Origin of the sequence: Geotoga petraea (genome assembly GCF_900102615.1) — a bacterium.
Lineage (GTDB): Bacteria > Thermotogota > Thermotogae > Petrotogales > Petrotogaceae > Geotoga > Geotoga petraea.
On the sequence record NZ_FMYV01000004.1, the window covers coordinates 60,112 to 82,339 of the forward strand.

34 protein-coding genes and 1 pseudogene are annotated in these 22,228 nt (G+C 27.7%); 30 read left to right on the forward strand and 5 right to left on the reverse strand.

What is annotated here, in order from left to right:
- Positions 1–6: 6 nt before the first annotated feature.
- The 5 genes from BLS00_RS05440 to BLS00_RS05460 all read right to left on the reverse strand — a co-directional run bounded on the left by BLS00_RS05440 (position 7) and on the right by BLS00_RS05460 (position 4,632).
- Positions 7–849 (reverse strand): DNA adenine methylase, encoded by an 843-nt coding sequence (locus tag BLS00_RS05440; protein WP_091403465.1) that lies wholly within the window; start codon positions 847–849, stop codon positions 7–9.
- Between the two features lie 45 nt (positions 850–894).
- A complete protein-coding gene (locus BLS00_RS05445) occupies positions 895–2,604 on the reverse strand; it encodes an AAA family ATPase (RefSeq protein ID WP_091403466.1) in 1,710 nt (569 codons plus the stop codon).
- A gap of 248 nt (positions 2,605–2,852) precedes the next feature.
- Positions 2,853–3,344 (reverse strand): hypothetical protein, encoded by a 492-nt coding sequence (locus BLS00_RS05450; protein ID WP_091403468.1) that lies wholly within the window; start codon positions 3,342–3,344, stop codon positions 2,853–2,855.
- A 5-nt stretch (positions 3,345–3,349) separates the two neighbouring features.
- Complete coding sequence (locus BLS00_RS05455) at positions 3,350–3,958, reverse strand: hypothetical protein (protein ID WP_091403469.1); 609 nt, start codon at positions 3,956–3,958, stop codon at positions 3,350–3,352.
- 83 nt (positions 3,959–4,041) lie between these two features.
- Positions 4,042–4,632, reverse strand: coding sequence for an XRE family transcriptional regulator (locus tag BLS00_RS05460; RefSeq protein WP_091403471.1), 591 nt, complete (start codon positions 4,630–4,632; stop codon positions 4,042–4,044).
- A 208-nt stretch (positions 4,633–4,840) separates the two neighbouring features.
- Between BLS00_RS05460 and BLS00_RS05465 the strand changes: the two genes are divergently transcribed.
- The 30 genes and pseudogenes from BLS00_RS05465 (at position 4,841) to BLS00_RS05580 (ending at position 22,211) form a co-directional block, all read left to right on the forward strand.
- Positions 4,841–5,032 (forward strand): hypothetical protein, encoded by a 192-nt coding sequence (locus BLS00_RS05465; protein WP_091403474.1) that lies wholly within the window; start codon positions 4,841–4,843, stop codon positions 5,030–5,032.
- Positions 5,033–5,380: 348 nt separating this feature from the next.
- Positions 5,381–6,118 carry a phage antirepressor KilAC domain-containing protein gene (locus BLS00_RS05470; RefSeq protein ID WP_091403476.1) on the forward strand — a complete coding sequence of 246 codons (738 nt, stop codon included), beginning with the start codon at positions 5,381–5,383 and terminating at the stop codon, positions 6,116–6,118.
- A gap of 57 nt (positions 6,119–6,175) precedes the next feature.
- The gene (locus BLS00_RS05475; RefSeq protein ID WP_091403478.1) at positions 6,176–6,601 is read left to right on the forward strand and encodes a hypothetical protein; all 426 of its coding nucleotides are present in this window, start codon (positions 6,176–6,178) and stop codon (positions 6,599–6,601) included.
- Complete coding sequence (locus BLS00_RS10570) at positions 6,594–6,755, forward strand: hypothetical protein (protein WP_176759850.1); 162 nt, start codon at positions 6,594–6,596, stop codon at positions 6,753–6,755. The genes BLS00_RS05475 and BLS00_RS10570 overlap by 8 nt, the downstream gene beginning before the upstream one ends.
- Positions 6,739–8,763 (forward strand): ATP-binding protein, encoded by a 2,025-nt coding sequence (locus BLS00_RS05480; RefSeq protein ID WP_091403479.1) that lies wholly within the window; start codon positions 6,739–6,741, stop codon positions 8,761–8,763. Before BLS00_RS10570 ends, BLS00_RS05480 begins: the two co-directional genes overlap by 17 nt.
- Positions 8,760–9,521, forward strand: a complete 762-nt coding sequence (bet, locus tag BLS00_RS05485; protein ID WP_091403481.1) for a phage recombination protein Bet — start codon at positions 8,760–8,762, stop codon at positions 9,519–9,521. Before BLS00_RS05480 ends, bet begins: the two co-directional genes overlap by 4 nt.
- Positions 9,515–10,228: an MBL fold metallo-hydrolase gene (locus BLS00_RS05490; RefSeq protein WP_091403482.1), complete on the forward strand. Its 714-nt coding sequence runs from the start codon at positions 9,515–9,517 to the stop codon at positions 10,226–10,228. The genes bet and BLS00_RS05490 overlap by 7 nt, the downstream gene beginning before the upstream one ends.
- A gap of 339 nt (positions 10,229–10,567) precedes the next feature.
- Positions 10,568–11,329 (forward strand): conserved phage C-terminal domain-containing protein, encoded by a 762-nt coding sequence (locus BLS00_RS05495; protein WP_091403483.1) that lies wholly within the window; start codon positions 10,568–10,570, stop codon positions 11,327–11,329.
- Positions 11,244–12,002 carry an ATP-binding protein gene (locus tag BLS00_RS05500; RefSeq protein WP_176759851.1) on the forward strand — a complete coding sequence of 253 codons (759 nt, stop codon included), beginning with the start codon at positions 11,244–11,246 and terminating at the stop codon, positions 12,000–12,002. Before BLS00_RS05495 ends, BLS00_RS05500 begins: the two co-directional genes overlap by 86 nt.
- Positions 12,003–12,027: 25 nt before the next feature.
- Positions 12,028–12,222 carry a hypothetical protein gene (locus tag BLS00_RS05505; protein WP_091403486.1) on the forward strand — a complete coding sequence of 65 codons (195 nt, stop codon included), beginning with the start codon at positions 12,028–12,030 and terminating at the stop codon, positions 12,220–12,222.
- Between the two features lie 19 nt (positions 12,223–12,241).
- A pseudogene (locus tag BLS00_RS10910) lies at positions 12,242–12,391 on the forward strand (DUF6011 domain-containing protein); the annotation flags it as partial.
- Positions 12,388–12,588, forward strand: a complete 201-nt coding sequence (locus BLS00_RS05510; RefSeq protein WP_091403488.1) for a hypothetical protein — start codon at positions 12,388–12,390, stop codon at positions 12,586–12,588. The pseudogene BLS00_RS10910 and the gene BLS00_RS05510, both read left to right, overlap by 4 nt.
- 21 nt (positions 12,589–12,609) lie before the next feature.
- Entirely contained in the window at positions 12,610–12,768 is a 159-nt protein-coding gene (locus tag BLS00_RS10575) for a hypothetical protein (protein WP_176759852.1), read from the forward strand.
- 266 nt (positions 12,769–13,034) lie between these two features.
- Positions 13,035–13,211, forward strand: a complete 177-nt coding sequence (locus BLS00_RS10580; RefSeq protein WP_176759853.1) for a hypothetical protein — start codon at positions 13,035–13,037, stop codon at positions 13,209–13,211.
- 3 nt (positions 13,212–13,214) lie between these two features.
- The gene (locus BLS00_RS05515) at positions 13,215–13,583 is read left to right on the forward strand and encodes a hypothetical protein (RefSeq protein ID WP_091403489.1); all 369 of its coding nucleotides are present in this window, start codon (positions 13,215–13,217) and stop codon (positions 13,581–13,583) included.
- Entirely contained in the window at positions 13,567–14,013 is a 447-nt protein-coding gene (locus BLS00_RS05520) for a single-stranded DNA-binding protein (protein WP_091403491.1), read from the forward strand. The genes BLS00_RS05515 and BLS00_RS05520 overlap by 17 nt, the downstream gene beginning before the upstream one ends.
- An 11-nt stretch (positions 14,014–14,024) precedes the next feature.
- Entirely contained in the window at positions 14,025–14,195 is a 171-nt protein-coding gene (locus tag BLS00_RS10585; RefSeq protein ID WP_176759854.1) for a hypothetical protein, read from the forward strand.
- A gap of 73 nt (positions 14,196–14,268) precedes the next feature.
- Positions 14,269–14,682, forward strand: coding sequence for a dUTP diphosphatase (gene dut / locus BLS00_RS05525; RefSeq protein ID WP_091403492.1), 414 nt, complete (start codon positions 14,269–14,271; stop codon positions 14,680–14,682).
- Positions 14,663–15,049 carry a DUF1064 domain-containing protein gene (locus BLS00_RS05530; protein WP_218119796.1) on the forward strand — a complete coding sequence of 129 codons (387 nt, stop codon included), beginning with the start codon at positions 14,663–14,665 and terminating at the stop codon, positions 15,047–15,049. The genes dut and BLS00_RS05530 overlap by 20 nt, the downstream gene beginning before the upstream one ends.
- A 10-nt stretch (positions 15,050–15,059) precedes the next feature.
- Positions 15,060–15,227, forward strand: coding sequence for a hypothetical protein (locus BLS00_RS10590; protein WP_176759855.1), 168 nt, complete (start codon positions 15,060–15,062; stop codon positions 15,225–15,227).
- A gap of 61 nt (positions 15,228–15,288) precedes the next feature.
- On the forward strand, positions 15,289–15,780 hold the full coding sequence (locus tag BLS00_RS05535; RefSeq protein ID WP_091403494.1) for a hypothetical protein: 492 nt from the start codon (positions 15,289–15,291) through the stop codon (positions 15,778–15,780).
- A 152-nt stretch (positions 15,781–15,932) separates the two neighbouring features.
- Positions 15,933–16,517, forward strand: a complete 585-nt coding sequence (locus tag BLS00_RS05540; protein ID WP_091403495.1) for a hypothetical protein — start codon at positions 15,933–15,935, stop codon at positions 16,515–16,517.
- A 70-nt stretch (positions 16,518–16,587) separates the two neighbouring features.
- Positions 16,588–16,899 (forward strand): hypothetical protein, encoded by a 312-nt coding sequence (locus tag BLS00_RS05545; protein ID WP_091403497.1) that lies wholly within the window; start codon positions 16,588–16,590, stop codon positions 16,897–16,899.
- Positions 16,896–17,231, forward strand: coding sequence for an HNH endonuclease (locus BLS00_RS05550; protein WP_091403498.1), 336 nt, complete (start codon positions 16,896–16,898; stop codon positions 17,229–17,231). The genes BLS00_RS05545 and BLS00_RS05550 overlap by 4 nt, the downstream gene beginning before the upstream one ends.
- Before the next feature lie 91 nt (positions 17,232–17,322).
- Positions 17,323–17,526: a hypothetical protein gene (locus tag BLS00_RS05555; RefSeq protein ID WP_091403499.1), complete on the forward strand. Its 204-nt coding sequence runs from the start codon at positions 17,323–17,325 to the stop codon at positions 17,524–17,526.
- A gap of 72 nt (positions 17,527–17,598) precedes the next feature.
- Positions 17,599–18,024 (forward strand): hypothetical protein, encoded by a 426-nt coding sequence (locus tag BLS00_RS05560; RefSeq protein ID WP_091403501.1) that lies wholly within the window; start codon positions 17,599–17,601, stop codon positions 18,022–18,024.
- Positions 18,021–19,268: a phage terminase large subunit gene (locus BLS00_RS05565; RefSeq protein ID WP_091403502.1), complete on the forward strand. Its 1,248-nt coding sequence runs from the start codon at positions 18,021–18,023 to the stop codon at positions 19,266–19,268. Before BLS00_RS05560 ends, BLS00_RS05565 begins: the two co-directional genes overlap by 4 nt.
- A gap of 9 nt (positions 19,269–19,277) precedes the next feature.
- Positions 19,278–20,495 carry a hypothetical protein gene (locus BLS00_RS05570; protein WP_091403504.1) on the forward strand — a complete coding sequence of 406 codons (1,218 nt, stop codon included), beginning with the start codon at positions 19,278–19,280 and terminating at the stop codon, positions 20,493–20,495.
- A 4-nt stretch (positions 20,496–20,499) separates the two neighbouring features.
- Positions 20,500–21,429 carry a hypothetical protein gene (locus tag BLS00_RS05575; RefSeq protein WP_091403505.1) on the forward strand — a complete coding sequence of 310 codons (930 nt, stop codon included), beginning with the start codon at positions 20,500–20,502 and terminating at the stop codon, positions 21,427–21,429.
- A 155-nt stretch (positions 21,430–21,584) separates the two neighbouring features.
- Positions 21,585–22,211: a capsid assembly scaffolding protein Gp46 family protein gene (locus BLS00_RS05580; RefSeq protein ID WP_091403507.1), complete on the forward strand. Its 627-nt coding sequence runs from the start codon at positions 21,585–21,587 to the stop codon at positions 22,209–22,211.
- Positions 22,212–22,228 lie beyond the last annotated feature (17 nt).

Consider the following 22,228-nt stretch of genomic DNA (forward strand, 5'->3'; position numbering starts at 1 on the left):
CAGAGGTTATATTTTAATTGGATTAACATTTTTATTAAAAATCATTATTTCTTTTCCTTTATGTTTTTTTCCGGTTGAATAATTTAAACTGTATTCAATTTGATTGTATTCAGAATACATATTTTTGATTGATTGAACGTTATCATATGTTACTATCCATGGAATATTTTTTACAGTTTTTATTTTCAATGATAAATCTTTATGGTCTTTCTCATTATAATAATTATGATAAAGCTGTTTACCTTTATTGAAATATGGAGGGTCAAAAAAAATAAAATAATCTTTTTTCATTTTTTTTATATTTTGCTTTATAAAATCAGAAGTATCTTTATTATACATTTTAATCTTAGATTTAAACTCAGAAATCCTTATAATTCTTTTTATTAATTCATTTTTTTTAAAACGGCAATCCATTTTATATTCACTATTTTGATTTTTCCCGCCAATTACCCCAGCGTTTATAATTCCAGACCTATTAGTACGATTGAGAAAAAATGTTGAAAAACCTAAATTAAAAATATCTTCATTATTTTTATTATTTTGAATATCTTTATAATGATACCAATTTTTCATGTTAATGTCAGTTTCTTCTATTTGCTTTATAAATTCATCCGTGTGATTTAGAATTGAATACCAAAATGAATATATAGAAATATCTATATCATTAATAATTATCTTTTTCACCTTATTTTTCATAAGTAATTTAAGAGCAAGACCTGCTCCTCCAGCAAAAGGTTCTATATATGAATAATTATTAAAATTATTTTTTTCAATTAGTTCTACAATTTCATTATAAAGTTTAGCTTTTCCCCCTGGATATCTTAGAGGAGAATAAGATTTAAAAGCCATAATATCATTCCTTTTATTTATTTCAATTTAATTATACAATAATTTTTAATTTTTGGCCAGTGGTTTATGATCCCAATCTTTTGAGTTTATATCATGATAATCTGATACTTTCTTAAATAAAATATTCAAATCATGAAAAAATTTATCTATATCTTTTCTATTTATAGGATTATCAATCCAATGTTTTATTACATATTTCCAGAAAAGTTCATATTTATTAAATATCTTTTTATTTTCCTTTCTTTCTAACCCTTTAGAGCTCTTATTTTCATCATTTTTGACATCTTTTATTTTCTTTTCTTTTTTTTCTATATCCACTAATATATTTTTCAAAAAATGGTTTTTTGTATAGCCTTCATTTTCTAATATATTATTTTTAAAGAAATCATTATCGTTAGAAATAATTGTTTTTGCATAATCAAACAATATTTTTTCTGGAGAATTTTTACCTGGGAGAGAGATTATTTTTCTATCTAATGAAATATCATTTAAATCTTTATCTCCATCAAGTATGCCAATTATTTGAAAGCTTGTTCTTAATAGCTTATCATCATTAAAAATATTTTTCAAACTATCCCCAGATAAATCAGCTTTTACCAAATGAAAAAATGAATAAAGATCTTTGTTATATTCATCTTTATAATAATTAAATAGCATATCAATCCATACTCTTGCTTCATCATCTTCAGATAAAATTGGTATAAAATTTTTTAAAAATTCATCTTTTTTTAATTTATTTTTTAAATACATCTTAACTTTATAAATATCTATGTCTTCATTATAAGTAATACTATCAACATTATCTAAAAAATAAAATACTTTATCTTTTTTCTTTAAAGCATACTCTAATAATGTTATGCTGTGTGTGGTAAAGAAGAATTGTATTTTGTAGTCTTTTGAAAAATTTCTAAATAAATTTAGTAGTTTAATTTGATATTCTGGATGTAAAGATGCGTCTAATTCATCAATTAATAAAATACTTTCTATTTCTCTAAAACTTTCTATTGATTCGTAATAATATTTTAGAGATATTAAAGAGGTTAATATTATAAATAAGTTATCTTCTCCAGCAGAAATTGTATTAGAATCAATTCCTTCAATATCTGTGTCAAAATCAGCTCTTTTTTTAATATCTCCCATTTCTTTGCTATCATATAATTCTATTTTTTGCCCTGTAAAACTATAATATATATTGATTAATTCATCTTTGTACTTATTTGGTAATCCTTTATTAATTTTTTTTATTTGATTTTCATAATTAAATTCTCCATACGAAAATAATCTAAATAACCCTAAATATATAATTGGTAACATTGGTAAACTTTCTGACGCTCCTTTTTTGTATACAGGTTTTATTGAAAATCTATTTTTATTTCCTTTAGTAGAATTATGCCTTCTGAAAGATAATTTAGTATCATCAAAATAGTGGCATTTAAATAATGTGCCTTTTTTATTTAAAGCAGGGTTGTTATACTTATCGTCTCCTCTTGTTAATGATTCAATTTTTGGGTTTATTAATTTATTAATATTTTTTATAACGTCAATAGACTCTTCATCCTTTGTCCAATTATTTTCTCTACCTTTTTGTATAGCTTTAAAAGAATTACTAATTATATGCAAAAGAGAACTTTTACATGTTCCATTGGTTCCGGAAATAACATTAATATTTTTATCAAATTCAAATGAAATATTTTTAAATTTTCGATAATGTTCAAAATAAATATTTTTAATCATTTTTATTTTTTCCCCTTTCATTCTTAATATTCTCAATCTCTTGATCTAATTTTCTTTTTTATTTTTTACCAAGTAAATAATTACTGATATTGCTATTACTGTTAATGATATTAGTAAAAGTGTTTCCATAGAATCTTCTTTTCAAGTTGACAGGTGATAAAAAATGTTATAAAATACATAAGTAAATCTTCTTTTCTCTCAGAAGATTTTTCTCTACCTGATATACGTTGATAAAATCATTCAGAGCCTTTTTAGGCTCTCTTTTTTATTTAAAGCTCTTTGTCTTTCAAATCATTTATTTTAGATAAATATTTATCAAGAGCCTTAGGTTTTTTCAAATAATTTTTATGTTCTTCAATTTGGTTATAATATTCTTGAAATTTTTTAATTCTTGTTTTTGATGTTTTATAATCTTTTATTTTTTTAATTTCACTTTTAAAATATTTTTTATAATGTCTTACAATAGTATCTTCTCTAAGAGATGGGATACTTTTCAATAATTTTGATGGTTTTGGATCAACTGTTTTGATTTTCTTTTTTTCATATTTAAGAAGTCTTTCCCCAATTTCTTCAATAACCTCTATTCTGCTAAGTTTAGTATCTATATTTTTTGATATGTTTATTAACTCAATAGAATCATCAAAGATTTCTTTATCTCTTTCCAAAGTCATAACTAATGTTTGAGTACAAGGCTCACAAAGACCATATTTATTTGTTTTAAAAAATAATCCTTTTCTATTGCATAATTTACATTTTGACATTTTTATCACTCATTTTCCGTTTCTATTAAATTATTTATTCTTTCTAACTCATTTTCTAATAATTCTTTATACTCTTCGAAATAATTTGATGAATCTTTTAAATTTATATTTGGAATATTATTATAATAAAAATCTATAGTTATGTTATTAAAATATTCATTAGGAAATAAAACAAAAGTCTTATACAAAAAATTAATTGGAGGTTCAATACTTAAAAAAGCTGAAAAAGGATGCATAACTTCTTGTAAAGAATTATCAAACCAAATGAATTTGTTGCTTCTAAAAATAATCTTTGAATTATAAAATTTATCTACATAAACATCTGTTTTTTCTTTTAGTAATACAGTAAACATAATTGGAGTGAATTTATCACTTAATTTATTTTTTAGTTCTTTTTTTGAATAAGTAGAATTTTCGTCAATTACTTTTAAAATGTCTTTTGAAAAATCATTAAAATTATTTGAAATAACAATACCATATGTTCTATAATTTATCCCTTCGTCCAAAGTATCCCAACCATAAGAAACGTTTAGAGAAAGTTTATCATTCTCAATGTTTACTCCCAATGTAATCATAACTAATAAAAACATTACTGCCATAAATACTTTCTTCATACTACCCCTCCTAAAATTTGATTAATTAATAACCCTTTATTCGTATAACACTTGATACATTAATTAAAAAATGGAGTCCTTCTTTAGGACTCCATTCTTATTACTCCTATAAACCTACCTATTATTTTATAATCTTTTGAAATATCTTGTTTTTCAGTATCAATAGTTTGGAATAAGACTTCTTTATCGTTTATTGGTAAAGCTCGTCTTATTTTTGCTTCATTATCTAAATAAACATAGACAATATCGTTCTTTTTGAAATTCTTTGTTGAGGTAAACAAAGCTAAATCACTTTCTTTGATTTTTGGAGCCATTTCGTTATTTGAAACAGCAACAATAAAATCACAACCCTCTATATCAGGTAAAGTAATTTTCCTTATCTCATTTAATTGTAGCATTCCATTCTCAAAATAAACCCCTTTTATAACAGGCTTTTCATAGAAGCTAACATTACCCACCTTAGCAACTTTACTTTCATCATATCCCGTTAAATATTCAACAGTTGTGTTTAACGCTTTAGCTAATTTCCTTATATTTTCGTTTGAAGGACTATCATACCCATTTTTATATCTAGAAATTTGAGATTTAGAAACCCCAATTATTTTTGCTAGTTCTGTTTGACTTATCCCTTTTTTAGTCATTGATAATAGAAGTCTATCGGTTCTTAAACGCATTTAATCACCCCTACAAATTATATTATAATTTAACTAAACAATACTAAACAATTTAAAACTTTACAGAATTTAAAGATTTTTTATTATAATCGACTTTATTTGATATTATTTGTATTTATTTACAGTACAATATGTTTTAAACAACACTAAACATGTGATAATATATTAGTGAAATCACGCAAAATAACTAAACAAGGAGGTAATCAAAATGGATTATAAATCAATAAATGAATATTGCACAGAAAACAAATTAGATTACAAATCTTTTTTTCATATTGTAAAAGCAACAAAGTTAAAACCCTTTATACAGAAATCAGCTAGATACACATTATACAAAAATGAAGATCTGGATAAAGTTAAGAAATTATATGAAAAATTACCTGAACTACTTAAACAATAACAAGAATTAAATCATTTAGAGCTAAAGGAGGTTTTTATATGCATAGAGTTACTCCTGAAGAAGCTATCGCAGGATATTTGATTAGAAGCGGAATGTTAGAAGAAAGAAATCAAAAAAAACACCGAGTTAACTAAATAAGATTTTTTAATAACAACACAAGCTGATTGACAAGTTAATAGGATAACGAATACTGGAAGGCTATATGGAAAACCCGTTCAATCTTTGCGATTGCTAACTTATAGCAGTGAAGGTAGGAGGTTATCTTTTAGATATATACCAAACCCCAATGTTTCATTTACCCTTAGCCTGCCTGCTTTGCAGGTGGGCAATTTTAAAGGAGGAATAAATATGAACAATTTAGATTTATTTAAAAATCAACAAATTATACCCCTGAAAGAAAATGAAAATGGTGAAGTTTTAGTAAGTGCAAGAGATTTACATGAATTTTTGGAAATAAGAACTGATTTTAGGCATTGGTTTCCAAGGATGTGTGGTTATGGTTTTGAAGAAAATGAAGATTATACCCCGGTCATTTTTGACCACCCCTTAAACAATCAACCTACAAAAGATTATGTAATGAAAATAGATATGGCAAAAGAAATAGCAATGATCCAAAGAAGTCGTAAAGGAAAAATGGCTAGAAAATATTTTATTGAAGTAGAAAAAGCATGGAATAGTCCAGAAATGATAATGAAAAGAGCTCTTGAGATAGCAAATAAGAAAGTAGATAAATTATCTTATGAATTAGAAGTTGCAAGACCAAAAGCTATGTTTGCTGACAGTGTATCAGCTTCAGAATCAACTATCTTGGTAAGAGATATGGCTAAAATTCTTAAACAGAATGGAATAGAAATTGGGGAGAAAAGATTATTTGAATGGTTGAGGGAGAATGGTTATTTAATAAGGGCAAGGGGTCATGATAGAAATATGCCCACCCAAAAGGCCATGGACTTAGGGTTATTCAGAGTCAAAGAGACTACTGTAACCCGCTCAAACGGGAAAATAACCATAAGCAAAACTCCAAAGATTACAGGCAAAGGGCAGACATATTTTGTCAATAAGTTTTTAAAAATAAAAACTCATTAAAAAAAGGCCCTTAAAAGAGCCCCACACATTTTTATTATACCACAAGGAGGCAGAAAAATGGTATCAACTACTATAAATATTCAAAGAAAAGCCTTGACATATGCAATAAACGAAAACATGAATACAATAACAAATTCTTTTACAGCTCAGGAACTTATAGATCTATACAATGAACAAGAAAAGGTGGAAGATAAGCTTAAAAAATACATTCTTGAAGAACACAAAAGAACTGGGAATACAGTATATCAAAAAATATATAACCAATTGATTCAAATAGATAAATTGCAAGATATGTTTATAGAAGAAATTTATTTATTAATGAAAAGAATAGCTTTAGAGAACAGGAGATCTAATGGAAAATTATCTTTTTATGACAATAAAGGGGTATATCAAAAAGCGATGGTTAAAAAGGGGCTTAGAGAGTTTAGCAAATACAGAAAATACAGGAATAAACAAATGAGATTGGAGGATAACAATGGATAAAAAATTTACTCTAACAAGAGCTTTATGGAATATTGAAAATAGCAAAGATAATTATATAACTCATGAAGAAATGAAAATCATTGAGAAATTTCAAGCAAGAAAAAAGAAAGAAAAAACTAACAAAGAGGTGGAAGAGCATGAATATAACACTTAAAAAATTGAAACTCAAGAATTTTAAAGGTATTAGAGACTTAGAAATAGATTTGGGTAAAGAAACAAATATATATGGGAGAAATGGTTCAGGAAAAACAACTGTGGTAGATGCTTTTTTTTGGTTACTTTTTAATAAAGACTCAAACGATAGTGCAAATTTTGAGATTAAAGAACTTGATGAAGAAAACAATGTTATCTACGGATTGGATCATGAAGTCGAAGCTGAGCTTAACGTAGATAGCAAAATTTTGAGCCTGAGGAAAGTTTTTAAAGAGATTTGGACAAAAAGACGTGGTGAATCAGAAAAGACTCTCACGGGCCATACAACGGATCATTATATAAATGATGTTCCAGTTAAGAAAAAAGATTTCCAGGAAAAGATAAATGAACTTATAGAAGAGAACATTTTCAAAATAATTTCTGATCCAAAATATTTTTCTGAAGTACTACATTGGAAAGAAAGGAGAAAGATACTACTTGAAATAACTGGCGATATAACAAACGAAGATGTTATAAAAACAAACAAGAAATTTGAAGCTTTAAGAGAGTTACTTGAAGATAACGACATAGATGATTTAAGAGTGGCGTTCAATTCTAAAAAAAGAAAAATAAACGAGGAAATAAAATCTATTCCTATAAGAATAGATGAAGCAAACAATTCAAAGAATAATTATGATTTTAAACAGATAGAAAAAGAGCTTAAACAAGAGAAGATGAAGCTTGAAAAGATTGAAAATCAAATAGCAGATGAATCAGAAAAGACAAAAGAAATTTCAGAACTAAAAACAACTATTTATCAGAAAAAATCAGAATTAGACAAAATAAGATACAAAAAAGAGTCAGAAGCATTCAAACCAAAACAAGAATTAGAATCCAGTTTATCTTTGGCCAAAAATGATTTAGAAGAAAAAGAAAGAAACTTAAAAAATCTAACACAACAAATTGAAAGAAATAAAAATGCTATTGGTCAATACAAAGAAAAGATAACTAACTATGAAAACAAAATAAAAGATTTGCAAGATAAAACAGATAAAAAGAGAAATCAATGGAGATTAGAAAAAGAAAAAGAACTTGAATTACCTCATGATTTTACGTGCCCTTATTGCAAACAAGAATTACCTCAAGAACAAATAGATGAAAAGATTGAAGAGATTAAACTTAATTTTTTTGAGGAAAAGAAAAACAAATTAGCAGAAATCACACAAGAAGGATTGGGTTATAAAAAACAAATTGAAGAGTACCAAGAATATATACAAGATTTTAGAAATGACATCAACAAGCTTGAAAAAGAAATTAATGAAATGGATACAGAAAGCATAAAAAAAGATATTGAAGAACAGAAAAACATAGTTGATAATTTAGAATCAAGGATCAAAAATTTTGCACCGGTGATTGAGGAGACTGATGAAGAGAAAAGGTTAAATAAAGAAATAGAAGATTTAAAGGCAAAGGTAGATTCAGTATCAGATACTAATTTAGATGATTTAAAAGCAGAAAAAGTTGAAATAACTAAAACTATAGATAATTTAAAAGAAAAAATGTCCTATAAAAAACAAAATGAAACTATTGATAAAAGAATCAAAATTCTTGAAGAAAAAGAAAAGAATTTAAGCCAGGAAATGGCAAGAATTGAAGGTCAAGAATTTCTTTGCGAAGAGTTTATAAAAACAAAAGTTGATTTACTTGAAAGCAAGATAAACAAGAAATTTAAAACAGTTAGGTTTAAGCTTTTTAAAGAGTTAGTCAACGGTGGGATTGAACCAACTTGTGAGCCGTTAATAAATGGTGTACCTTTTACCAGTGCCAATAATGCTGGGAAAGTAAACGCTGGATTAGACATAATCAACGTATTAAACGATTACTACGGAGTTATAGCTCCTATTTTTATAGACAACAGAGATCTTATTACAGAAATTATAGATACAAAAAGCCAGATAATTAATTTATATGTAAGTCCTGAAGATGTAGAACTAAGAATAGAATCAAAAGAAATGGAGGGAGTTAAATGAGTAATTTATTAGAAAGCAATAAAGGCGTGAAATTTGATATTGAAGGTGAATCAATTAGTTTAACTTTTAGTACAGTTAAAAATTATTTGACTCGTGGAAATGAAACAATAACAGACAAAGAAGCCGTAATGTTTATGAATCTTTGTAAATACCAGAAGTTGAATCCCTTTCTAAATGAAGCTTATCTTGTAAAATTCAAGGGAAGTTCAGCTCAGATTATAACGTCAAAAGAAGCTTATATGAAAAAAGCAGAAAGGAACCCAAATTTTGATGGTTTTCAAGCTGGATTAATTGTTGACAGAGATGGAACTGAAATTGAAATAGAAGGAAGTTTTATCAGAAAAGGAGATACACTTCTTGGTGGTTGGGCCAAAGTTTATCGAAAAGATAGAAAAATTCCTTCTGTTGCAAGAGTTGATTTACAAGAATACGACAAAAAACAAAGTACCTGGAAAGAAATGAAAAAAACTATGATTAGAAAAGTTGCAATAGTTCAAGCACTTAGAGAAGCTTTTCCAGTTGATCTTGGTGCTTTATATACCGAAGAAGAGGCAGAAGCCATAAGACAAACAAATATTCCTAAAGAAGAAATAAAAGAGAATGCAAACAAAAAGACTCTTAAAATAGAAAAACAAGATGAAAAAACAGAAGAAAAAGAAGAAATCGAACAACCTGAAATAACAGTAGAAGAACCAGAAAATGACCAAATTAAACTAATGAAAGATGAAATTTTTGGAAATGAAGGACCAGGATGGTGATAAAAGTTTTAGGATCAAGTTCAAAAGGTAACTGCTATCTTATTGATAAATTATTAATACTTGAAGCTGGAATATCGCTCAAAGAAGTAAAAAAAGAATTAGATTTTGATTTATCTTCTGTAAAAGGTTGTTTGATTACGCACTCGCATGGTGACCATTCCAAATATGTAAAAGATTATGTTGCTTCTGGAGTTGATTGCTACATGACAAAAGAGACAAAAGAAAAGTTAGGAATTGAACATCACAGAATCAAAGAAATTGAATCAGAGCACCTCTTTGAAATAGATGGCTTCAAAATCCTCCCATTTAAGACCCAGCACGACTGTGATGGTAGTGTTGGGTTTTATATCAACTCTGAATATGGGAACATTCTTTTTGCTACTGATACTTATTATTTACAGTACAAGTTTGAGAATTTGAATCATATACTTATTGAAGCAAACTATTCGGAGGATATTCTCCAAAACAATGTAGAATCAGGAAATGTTTCTGAATTTGTGGCCAACCGTATAAGAAAAAGTCATTTTGAATTAGAAAATGTGAAAGAATGGTTGTTGGCTAATGATTTAAGCAGAGTAAAATCAATAACCTTAATACATTTATCTGATCAAAATTCAGATTCAAAAATGTTTAAAGAAGAAATTGAAAATTTAACTTTTATAAAAACAGAAATTGCAGATACAGGAAAATTACTCCCGTTGACATAGATTAACCAAACCCTATTTTGCTTGGAGGATTAACCACCCTCCAGGCTCTTTTTAAGAGGTGATAATAATGGTTTGTATAACAAGAAAATTTGATGATGTTTTGAAATATATGGAAAGAAAAATAGAAATCAAGGGATTATCTTTATATAAAGGTGTATATGTGTTTAGTGTGAATGAATAAATTGAGTAGGTGAGAGGGAAAGGGGGATGAATCTGTAATTCATCCCCTCTGAGATCACCTCAATCAGTTAGGAGTAGATCTGTAGTGTGCTGGCACGATTAAAATTTCTTGGGGATTGAATCATTTCCCCCAAGATTTTCTTACCAAGGAGGATTAAAATGTCAGATAAATTAGAATTACAAGGAATATATAAAAAGGGATATGGGCTTATTTCAAAAGAAGTTATGCAATCACAAGAATTATCAATAGGAAGTAAAGCTCTTTACTCCTACTTATGTAGTTATTCTGGAGCAGGAAATACAGCTTATCCTTCAAGAAAAAAGATTTGTTATGATTTAGGAATTCACCAAGATACTTTAACTAAATATTTGAACGAATTAGTTGTGGAAGGTTACATAAAAAAAGAACAAAAGAATATAAAAGGTAATTTTCAGAGAAATATTTATTTAATTTTAGCGATACGAGAAAAACCCGTTACGGAAAAAAACCGTAACGGTAAATTTCCGAGTCGGGAAAAACCTGACACTAATAATAACAGTATTAATAATAATAACAGTGATAATAATAATAACAAAGGTATATATATAGTCGAAATTGAAAAAATTGTTAATTATTTGAACGATAAAAGCGGGAAAAAATACAAACATACAACACCTAAAACACAAAAATGTATTAGAGCTCGTTTGAAAGAAGGGTTTGATTTTGATGATTTTAAAACAGTTATAGATAAAAAGTGTAAGCAATGGAAAGATGATCCAACTATGAATAGATATTTAAGACCAGAGACTTTGTTCTCTCCAAAATTTGAAGGATATCTTAATGAGGAGGATACATATGAAACAAGAAGATATTCAACATACTATCAAGAAGATAGAAGAAAAGAAAAACTCAGAAAAATCAAAGATCCAGCCTCACTATGATTGTCCTTGTAAAGATCCTTCAGTTTGTCAGTTAGGAGGATATATTTTACAAGACGATGGAACAGTCAGAAGATGTGAGAAATATTTTAAATGGAAAAAGAATCAAAAAATAATTAAGAAACTACAGATTACATTACCAAAACAATTCTGGAATAAGAAATTTCCTAATTTTGAAACATATAACGAATCATTGAAAAAAGCTCTTGAAAAAAGTAAAAAATACGCTACAAAAAAACTGTGGAATAAAGGAATTAATTTATTTTTCCTTGGTGGTTATGGCAGAGGTAAAACACATCTTGCTGCTGCTATTACAAGACATGCAATAGTTTCTAATGAATCAGTTGTTTTTATTACTGGTCCACAGCTTGGTGGAGAATTTAAAGAAGTAAGAGAAAAATTTAATAAATTAAAAGATGTAGATCTTTTAATTATAGATGATCTTGCGGGGGAATTAGAAAACTCTTTCCTTTCGCAAGAATTTTTTAATCTTATCAACTATAGGTATGAAGCTAATAAAGGGATAATTTTAACAAGTAATCTGAGTAAAAAAGTATTAGAAAACGAAACTATAGGACCAAGAGTATGGGATAGACTCCAGGAAAAAAGTGTCTTTATAGAAATTAAAACTCCTGAGAGTTATAGAAAAAAGAAAAGAGATCTGTTAGATATTTAAATACTACCATGATTGAGGTGATTTGATGACTTTTGAATTTTCAGAAAAAGAAATTATGTTATTAAGACATTCAACCGCTGAATATGCAAAAATTTTAGGAAATAAAATACTTGAAGAATCAAGAGAAAATAAATTGATAAGACAAGATGATTTTTTAAAGCAAAAATACGAAGAGGTAAGAGAGCTGAATAAGAAGCTTAGTTTAAAGGTGGTGGTTTAGTTGTTTTGAACATTGCAGAAGATGTGGAAAAAAATTAAAAAATTTTGATTCAAGGTTAAAAGGTTATGGGCCAACTTGTTTCAAAATTCTATTTGACAATATAAAAATTGTAAAAGGTGTTCAGATAAATAAAAATCAGCTAAAACTCTTTAAGGAGGAAAAGAAATGATTTGGATATTAATAATAGTTTTAATATATATTTTGTTTTTTAGGCTTTTGCAGTTCATTGGACAACATTCAGATATTGAGCAACATTTGGAAGATGAATATCAAATTCAGTTTTTAAAAGAAAAGAAGAGAAAAAAAGAGCAGAAGATTAATGATCATTTACATTTTTTAAGACACGGTTATATTAAACGAAATTAAAAATTTTTTGGAGGTAATAAAATGTGGTATATAAAAATTCTTGATGATAAAGGAAAACTTAAACAAAAAGGACCTTTCAGACATTATAAATTTGCTGAAGATTTAGCAAAACGTATTGCTGAAAGAGATGATATCAAAAGAACTTATTTGGTTAGGAGAGAGACAAAAATGAAAGTTTAAACATATCCCCAGCAAATTCTAATAAAAGGCAGGTGAGAAACTCCTCCTTTAAGCTATATATACGCAGACTGATCAGTCAATTTCCCCGGCTGGGCGGGGATTTTAGGAGGTATAAATATGGAGAATGTTTATAAATTGAATAAAAAGGGGATAAAAAATGACAAAGCAAGAATTTACAAAAAAATTATTAAATTAATGACTGAAAATAATAAATAATTTTTAATTATAGACAGTTTACAAAAATTGAGGAGGTAAACCTTATTAAAATGAAAGAAATTGAGAAAACTTTGGAGGAATTAGACAATATAATGTTAGATATTAAAAAACAAGAAAAATTTAAAAATGCTGAATTGATTGATTTGAAAGAAATGAAATATGATTTGGTTTCGCATGTAGAAACTATAAATACGATAATTCAAAATAATAAAATGGAAGGAAGATGAATAATGGCAAATTATGATTATGATATATGGAATACTGGCATATGGGTTTTCAATGCTAATAAATATACTAAAGAAGACGCTAAAGCTTTATGGATAATAGGAATAGATGAAAATGACATTTTTACAAATGAAGAAATACAAATAGTATCAAATGCACAACCACCAGAACCAGAAAAATATTATGCAAGATATTTTCCAGTTCCTCCAGACTCCGTAGATGGAAGTGATTTTGATGGTGGTTGTTATGCTTTAACGACAACAGCTGCTGCAAGAAAGAAAAAACCTGGGGAATTTGAAGTTTGGGTAATTGAATCCCATGGTGATTTCCTAGACAGAATATTAGGAGATGACAATAATGTCAATAGCATATAATAAAATAATTCTTATTGGAAGATTAACAAGAGATCCAGAAATTAGATCAACTGTTAGCGGTTCAAGCGTTGCTAACTTTTCATTAGCAGTTGATAGGCAGTCTAAGAATAACAATGACGTTGATTTTATCAATATAGTTGCTTTTGGAAGACAAGCTGATTTTGCAAGTAACTATCTTTCTAAAGGAAAGCTCATTCTTGTTGAAGGTCAATTAAGAATAAATAAATGGACAGATAGAAATGATGTAAAAAGAGAAACAGCTGAGGTATGGGCTAATAGAATGGCATTTATGGAAACTAAAAAAGCTCAAAATCAAAATATTCAACAACCAACCCAAAACAACCAATATAATGATGAAATGCCTGGATTTGATGAAGATCCATTCGAGGATATTGAGAATGATTTAGATACAAATACATTAACAAGATAGAAGGTGATTTCATGTATATTTATTTGAATAAACCTATTGAAAAAATTAAAAAAATGAATAAAGATAAAAGAAGTATATTAGTTGCTAATGAAGGAGTTTTAGTTTCAGAAAAGAATAAGCCTGGAACTTATTTAGATGATAATTACAATGTAATAAGATTTAAAAAAAGGGAAATAAGTTAAACTGTAGAATAACAAAAATGAATAACAGAAAAAATATAAAATTTTTATTAAAACATATAAAGGAGTTGTCAACATGAACATTTATTATGAATCAAAGGAATTAAGAACAGAGAAAAAATATTTTGATGATGCAGGAATCGATTTAAAAGCAAAAGAAAGAATTACTATTCAACCAGGTGAAATAGTAGCAGTTTCAACAGGAGTAACTTCTGTTTTAGATGAAGGCACTTATGGACAAGTTGTTGGAAGATCATCTATGAATTTAAAAGGTATTGATTGCAAAATAGGAACTATTGATGCTTCTTATAGAGGTGAAATTAAAGTTGTTCTACATAACTTAAATAAAGAACCTGTTATTATAGAAAAATACGATAGAATAGCTCAAATGATTATCCATAATTGTCATTTAGACTATAACGAGATAATTGGAGTTGCTCCTTCTGATACTGAAAGGGGGGCAAACGGATTTGGCTCAACAGGCAGGTAGTATTTCAGCAAAAGAATACAAAAAGCTTATATCAAAAAAATCAAAATATAGAAATAAAAAAGTAATTATCGATGGGATAAAATTCGATTCTAAAAAAGAAGCAAATTATTATAAAAATTTAATAATATTAAAAAGAACGGGGTTTGTAATTGATTTTAAATTACAGCCTCGTTTTTTATTGCAAGAAGGCTTTAAAAAGAACGGAGAAACTTATAGGCCAATCTACTATATAGCTGATTTTTGGGTTAAGTATAAAGATGGAACAGAAAAGATTATAGATACTAAAGGAGTTAAAACACAAGTTTATAGATTGAAGAAAAAACTTTTTGAAAAGAGATATAAGAATTTAACTATTGAAGAAATATGAGGTGATCATATTGTATGCGATTGTACAGACTCCAGATAACGAAATTTTAATTCAGTTATATTCAAGAGAGATTAATAATTTTGCTGGATACAAAATTCTAAAGAAAGATATCGAGAGTAGTTATGATGCCATAAATGAAGCAGCAAGGTTATCTTTAGATAATAAAAAAACCCCGTAGCGAGCGGGGTTAAAAATCCTATCCTCTCTATTATTTTACCAAAATAGGGAGGTAATCCGAAATGCAAGTTAATGATAAATCAAAAAATAAATCTTGTAGCTATACAAAAGAAGATTTAAAAGTAATAAGAGATTTAAAAAAATTATCCAAAATTTGTAATGACAAAGAATATTTGAAAGCATTATTTAGAAATTATAAACACGCTTTAGGAGTTCTTTATGAAAGGCCAGTTGAAATAGTATTGAATGAGGTTACTGCTTTAGAGGTATATATTGAATCAATGAGTACTTATAAAAGGGAACTTGATTTTTTTAATGAGATAAGAATAGGGAAATTCACTGATCCAATTATTATTAAGAATAATGTAGAAAAATATTGGACATGGATTTCACCTGAGAGCAGAAGAGTTATTTACTGGAGATATATCGAACATGAGAAATGGGAAGTATTATCAGACAGATTAAAAATTACAAAAAGAAATGCTATCTATTCAAGTAATAATGGGTTTGATACGATTATCAAATTCATGAATTTTGGTAATAGATTGTTTTAGCATTTCACCTTATTTTGAATTTTATGGTATAATTGTATTGTAAGTTGATGACACCTAACCTTTTGGTTGGGTGTTTTTTATTTATATCCCCAATTTGTTTTTTTGATTATTTTTACTATAATATAAATGATTAATAAATTGGGGGGATAAGAATGAATAAGAAAAAAGATCTTTTAGAAACATATTCCGACTTACTAAGCAAAATTCAAGAAAAAAAAAGTCTTTCTATTTTTGAATCTTTTTTAATTCCTATAATAGCAAGGACTATACAAAATATACATAGCTTTTATTTACTTTATAACAATGCTTTATATGATAATAGCGTAGTTATAATAAGATTACAAATTGACAATATTATAAGAATGACTGCTTATGAATACTCAAACAATAATTTTATAGATGATTTTTTAGCAGGAAAACAAATAAATAAAATGAAAATGAAAGACGGCAGACGAATGACTGATCGGAATCTATTAAATAAGATAGAGGAAAATGATCGAGGGATTTATATTTTAATCAATTCTTTTTATAAAAAAAGTTCAGATTATATACATTATTCTTTAAGTCATATTAAATCAACTTTCAGAAAAGGAGACAATAATGAAATATATGCAAATATTCCAATTAATAAAAAAGATTTTATAAAAGAAGACAGAGAAGAATTACTAAACGCTTTTAATTTTTTAAGTGACTATTTATATGTAGAATTAAAGAGTAAATTAAAAATGAATTTATAAATAATTAAATGCAAAAAGCCTTGCTTTCGAGCAGGGCTTTTTTTATACCAATTTAAAAGGAGATATAAATATGATTGAAAAAATTGATGTGAAAACAGTAAGCATAAATAGTCTTAATTATGATATTTCAATAGTAGAAAAGCCAAGTATAGGAAATGAAATAAAAGATGGTGTAATTAATTTTTCTGACACAACAATTCAAATAAATAAAGATGTATCTCTTGAAAGAGCTAAAGAAATCCTTGCACATGAAATCATACACGGTCTGTTTGAAGGAATGGCTATAAACAATGAAGAGAATGTTGAAAGAGTTACTGAAAGATTATTAAATTTCATAAAACTAAATAAAAGAGTTTTGGACTTTTTGGGTGACAGACTATGAAACCAATACCAAAGCCAATACATGATTATGTTTGGCAAAGAGATGGTGGTCGTTGTCGTTTTTGTGGATTAGAGGGTGAACACGTTCATCATATATATTCCAGGTATTCTCAAATTCCTGCACATTTAAAAATACAAGAAACGATTAACAACAATCACCCAGACAACTTAATTCTATTATGTTCAAAACATCATTTTCGTGTTCACAATGGGAATATAGTTTACGATAAAGTGAAAGAAATTGAAATAAGCAGGCAGAGAGCTAAGTTGGTTAAAACAACAACAAAATTAATAGAGTGTCTTATAAAAAATAAAAGCAAATTAGCTAAATAGTCAAAGCATGTGAGACTTTTTTCTCTTTTACGATAAATTAACCACATAATAATAACGATTGAAATATGAGCCTCTGAGAGGGAGGTGCGATATGGATAAAAATAATATAGAGTTTTCGGCAATTATAGCTCCGATTCAAACAGGTATAACTATAGGACTTGATGGAGCAAGAATAAAGTTAGATATACCCGAAAGTGAAAGTGCAGCTTATCATAAACTTTCTGCTTTTGGAAGAGGAAAAATACTCAAGGTTAAGATAGAAATTGTTGAAGATCAGCAAGATAATGGTTGGTAAGAAACTGTTAAGGAATAACATAACACTGTTAAATATAACATATCATAACGGAAAATATAAGGAGGTGATGACATGCCAAGAATATCTAAAATAGTGCAGTTTGAACTAGAAAACGAGGTGTTAAGTTTAGCATCACAAGGTATGTCATCAAGAGAAATTTCAAAAGAGATAAAAAAGAAAGAGAATAAAAATATTTCTTATGTTGCTATAAATAAATTTTTACAAGAGACAAGAGAAGAGAGAGCGGAGTCTAGTAAAAGAACAATACAAGAACATATTCAAAAAAGTATTCCAGATGATTTGCAAAACTTAGATGATATGAATAATAAACTCTTAGAATGGTTCAACGATGAAAATCTTAAAAAGTCTAGACGGCTTCAAGTATATAATTCCTTACTAAAAGGTATAGAACTAAAATTAAAACATTCTGGGGCAGAAGAGAACACTGTAGATGATGTTTTAGATAAGATTAGATCTAAGTGGGGATTAGATAAATGACACTTGAAGGCAAGAAACAATATTTAAAAGATATAGGAGCTAACTTGCATGACGGTGGACAAATAGACGCTTTCTTTTCAGAAGCAAGATTTAAAGTTCTCGACAATGGCAGACGTTGGGGAAAATCTTTATATGCTTCAATAGAAGCTATACCTTATGCTTTCATGAAAAATAAAATGGTTTGGATTGTAGCTCCTACTTATGAACTAACAAAAAAGGTTTTTAGAGAAATATATAACTACATTAACCCCAGAGAATTTATATGGAAAAAAAAGGGTAGATGCACTATGTCGAAGAGTGAGCTGTTTATTGAAACTAATACAGGCACTCAATTCGTAGGAAAATCAGCAGATAACCCTAAATCACTCGTTGGTGAAGGCGTTGATTTGCTAATAATTGATGAAGCTGCAATGATTCCAGAAAAAATATGGACTGAATCTTTAAGGCCAACACTAACAGATAAAAAAGGTAGAGCTATTATTATTTCTACTCCTAAAGGTAAAAACTGGTTTTTTCATTTATATACAAGAGGTCAAGATCAGTTATTTGAAAATTATGTAAGTTGGAAACACCCAACTTGGCATAACCCTTTTATAGATTCAAAAGAAATAGATGAAGCAAGAGGGTCATTACCAGAGAGAATATTTCAGCAAGAATATGAAGCAGAATTTTTAGACGATACTGGTGGAGTTTTCAGAGGAGTTAGAAAGAACATAAGAAAAACATTGAGAGAAGCTAAACCAGGAGAACATTTTTTTATTGGTGTCGATTTGGCTAAATACATGGATTTTACAGTGATAACTGTTCTTGATGAGCTTGGTAACCTTGTTTATTTTGATAGATTTAATCAAGTAGATTGGAGCTTACAAAAACAAAGAATTAAAAGTGTATATAAGCAATATCCTGGAAAAATAACTATAGATTCTACAGGTGTTGGAGATCCTATTTATGAGGATTTAAGGAATGAAAGAATTAATATTGATTCTTTTAAGTTTAACAATAGCAGTAAAACGGATTTAATAAACAATCTTTCAATATCTATAGAACAGAACAAGATACATTATGAAGATATACCTGTTTTAATTAATGAATTAGAGATATATGCTTATGAACTAACCCCTTCAAGAAACTTAAAAATGAATGCTCCAGCAGGATATCATGATGATTGTGTTATTTCTCTTGCTTTAGCTGAATGGGGAAGAAGTAATATATCTATGTATTCAGAAGAGGAAATAGAATGGTGAGGTGATTAAATGAGATATCACGATACGATAGATAATAAGTTACTTTTAGAGTTATATAAAGATGAATTTGAGTATGATAATAAAAGTAATATAGCCCTTGTATATAACTATGTCCCTAAATTTATTCTGCTATCAATAGCTCTTACAATGCAGAAAAAACTACATTTAATAGGTGAAAAAGAAAAAGATAATCAAATAGAAGATATTTGGAAAATATGGGAACAAAATAATATGCAAACGCTTAAATATAAAATAGCTTTGCATTATTTTTTATTTAAGGAAGTAAATCTTGAAGCAGTTTGGGAAGGTGAAGATAAAATAACTGGAACAAGAATTATACTTCACGATCCAGACAGTGTAAAGATTGAAAAACTAGGGGATCAGATAATAAAAGTTACTATAAATTCTAAAGAATTAGATGAAAATGGTAAAACGGTTAATATAAAAAAGATTTTAACTAGAAATACAATTTCAATTCAAAGAGGGGAAGAAAATCCAGAAATTAAAGATAATTTATATGATTCAATACCTTTCGTTCATATCGAAAACTCTAACTATAGAATAAAAAGTTTAATAAGACTTCAAGATACAGAGAATAGGTATGAGGGATATTTAGATGCTCTTTTTGATTTACATGCCGATCCAATTTTATTTGATGATTTAGGTGAAGCATTTAGAGCTAAAGAATTGAAAAAAGAAACTTCTATAAAAATAAGTAATGACAAAACAAAGATTAGAAAGTTCTTGCATTATCCTCGAGATAGTAAAGGTGCGAGCATGCTTGAAAGCAATGGAGCTATGGCTCAAAGAATTCAAGAACAACAAGATAAAATATGGGATAAAATTAAAAGGTTATACCCAGAAATAGTCTTAATGGAAATGCTTCAATCTTCTGGTAATATAACTGGTGTTGGTTTGGATAAAAAATTAATTGAAATAACTACAAGTATTAATTATGCCCGAGGAGAAATAAAGAACGCTCTTGAAGAATTAAATGAACTTATAGGATGGTTAGTAAATAACAATAAAAGTAAAACTCAGATAGATTTCGAGGATATTATTCCAAAATCTTTTAATGATATTATTCAAGAAGTTTCAAAAGCTACTGGGTTATTGTCTAAAGATTGGCAGTTAAATAGGTTAGAAAATAATGGAATAATAAATTCAGCTGAAGAGGAACTAAAAAAACAAAAAAAAGAAGTACAAGCTAACCCGATGGGTTGGTGATTAGATGACACAAGAAGAATTCTACGATAAATTTAATATGCAAAGAAGAGCGTTTTTGAATACATCTATAAAAAAGCTTGAAAAGAAATACAATAAAGAATATGAGAAACTTTTTAAAGAATTAAACTACAATATATCTCATAAAATATCTAAATATAAAGATGAAAACAATAATTACAGATCACTTCATCTAACAAAAATGAAAAAAGATATTGATGATGAGATAAGAAAATTTAACAAAGAATTGAATTTACAACATAAAGATTTATTAAAAAGAGCAAGCATAAAAGCATTAGAGGATACTAAAGCAATATATAAAAACTTTTCTCTTGATGTCTTAACTGAAAATGTGAAGTGGAACAAAAACATAATGGATTATCTCATTGCTTATAAGGCTCAAGATGGTTTAAAAATATCAGATAGATTATGGGGACACTCAAAACAAATAAGAGATAATCTAATAAATACTTTGCAAAAAAATATTTTAGCTGGTGAATCTGTATGGGATACAATGATGGAGTTAAAAAACAATCCTAATGTTGAAATACCAAAATATTTGAGAGAACAGTTTCACTTAATGGGAGATGAACAAATTCAAAAAACTGTTGACCTTTATACAGTCAAAAAAACAAATTATATGACAAGAAGATTAGTTGAGTCTGAAATTGAAAGAGCATACAGGACTACTAATCAGAAACTTGTTGAAGGAAAAGAGTGGATCAAAGGCTTAAAGTGGAATTTATCTTCAAAACACAAGCATGGTGAATATGACTGTGTATGTGAAGATAATTCGACAGCTAATGATTTCAAAATGGGAAAAGGAGTTTATCCTCCAAAATATTATCCGCCTGCTCCCGCACATCCTTGGTGTAAATGTTATGATTCTGAAGTTTTTAATGATGAAATAATACAAAAAATTGAGAATGTAGATTAATTCTCATTGAATTGATGCCATTGCCCTCCTTAGGAGCCCCTTTTATAGGGGCTTTTTTTAATGTTAGAGGGTAATTAATCATATTTCTTCAATAAATCTAATATAAAGGCAATTATAAAGGGGTTAAAAAATCAATATTATAGGAGGTAGTGAAAATGCCAGAAGAAAAAAGCGGAATGAATATCGATCTTCAACTTTTTGCAGAAGATGGAGAAGATAATCAAGAAAATAACGATTCAAGTAATCAAGATAACAATCAAGATAGTAAAAACAACCAAAATAACCAGGACAGTAACAAAAACAATGCAGATGATAACAAAAAAGATGAAAAAATAACAAAATTAGAAGAAAGATTAGAAAAAATGTCAAAGATTTTAGAAAATTTAACTCCAAAAGATGAAGAAAAGAAAGAAGATTCTAAGAAAAAAGATAATAAAGAAAAATCAGATGTTGAGAAAGAGTTAGAAAAACTTAAAAATGAAGTTAAAATGAAAGACCTTGAAAATATGGCTGAGAAAACATTAGTTAAAGAAGGACTTTCAGATCACATGGATTCACTTTTACCAATTGTTATGACTGATGATGCTGAAAAGATAACAGAAAATATTAAAACTCTTAAAACAATCATTGAAAAGTCAGCTCAAAAGAAAATTGATGACTTAAAAAAAGGTAAAGGAATTCAAGGTAATTCAGATTTATCAAAAGATCAAATTGATAAAGAAGTTGAAATGGCGTTGGGTGGAATTGGAGATTCTTCAAACTTAGATGATTTTTGGAAATAATTCGGAGGTGAAATTAT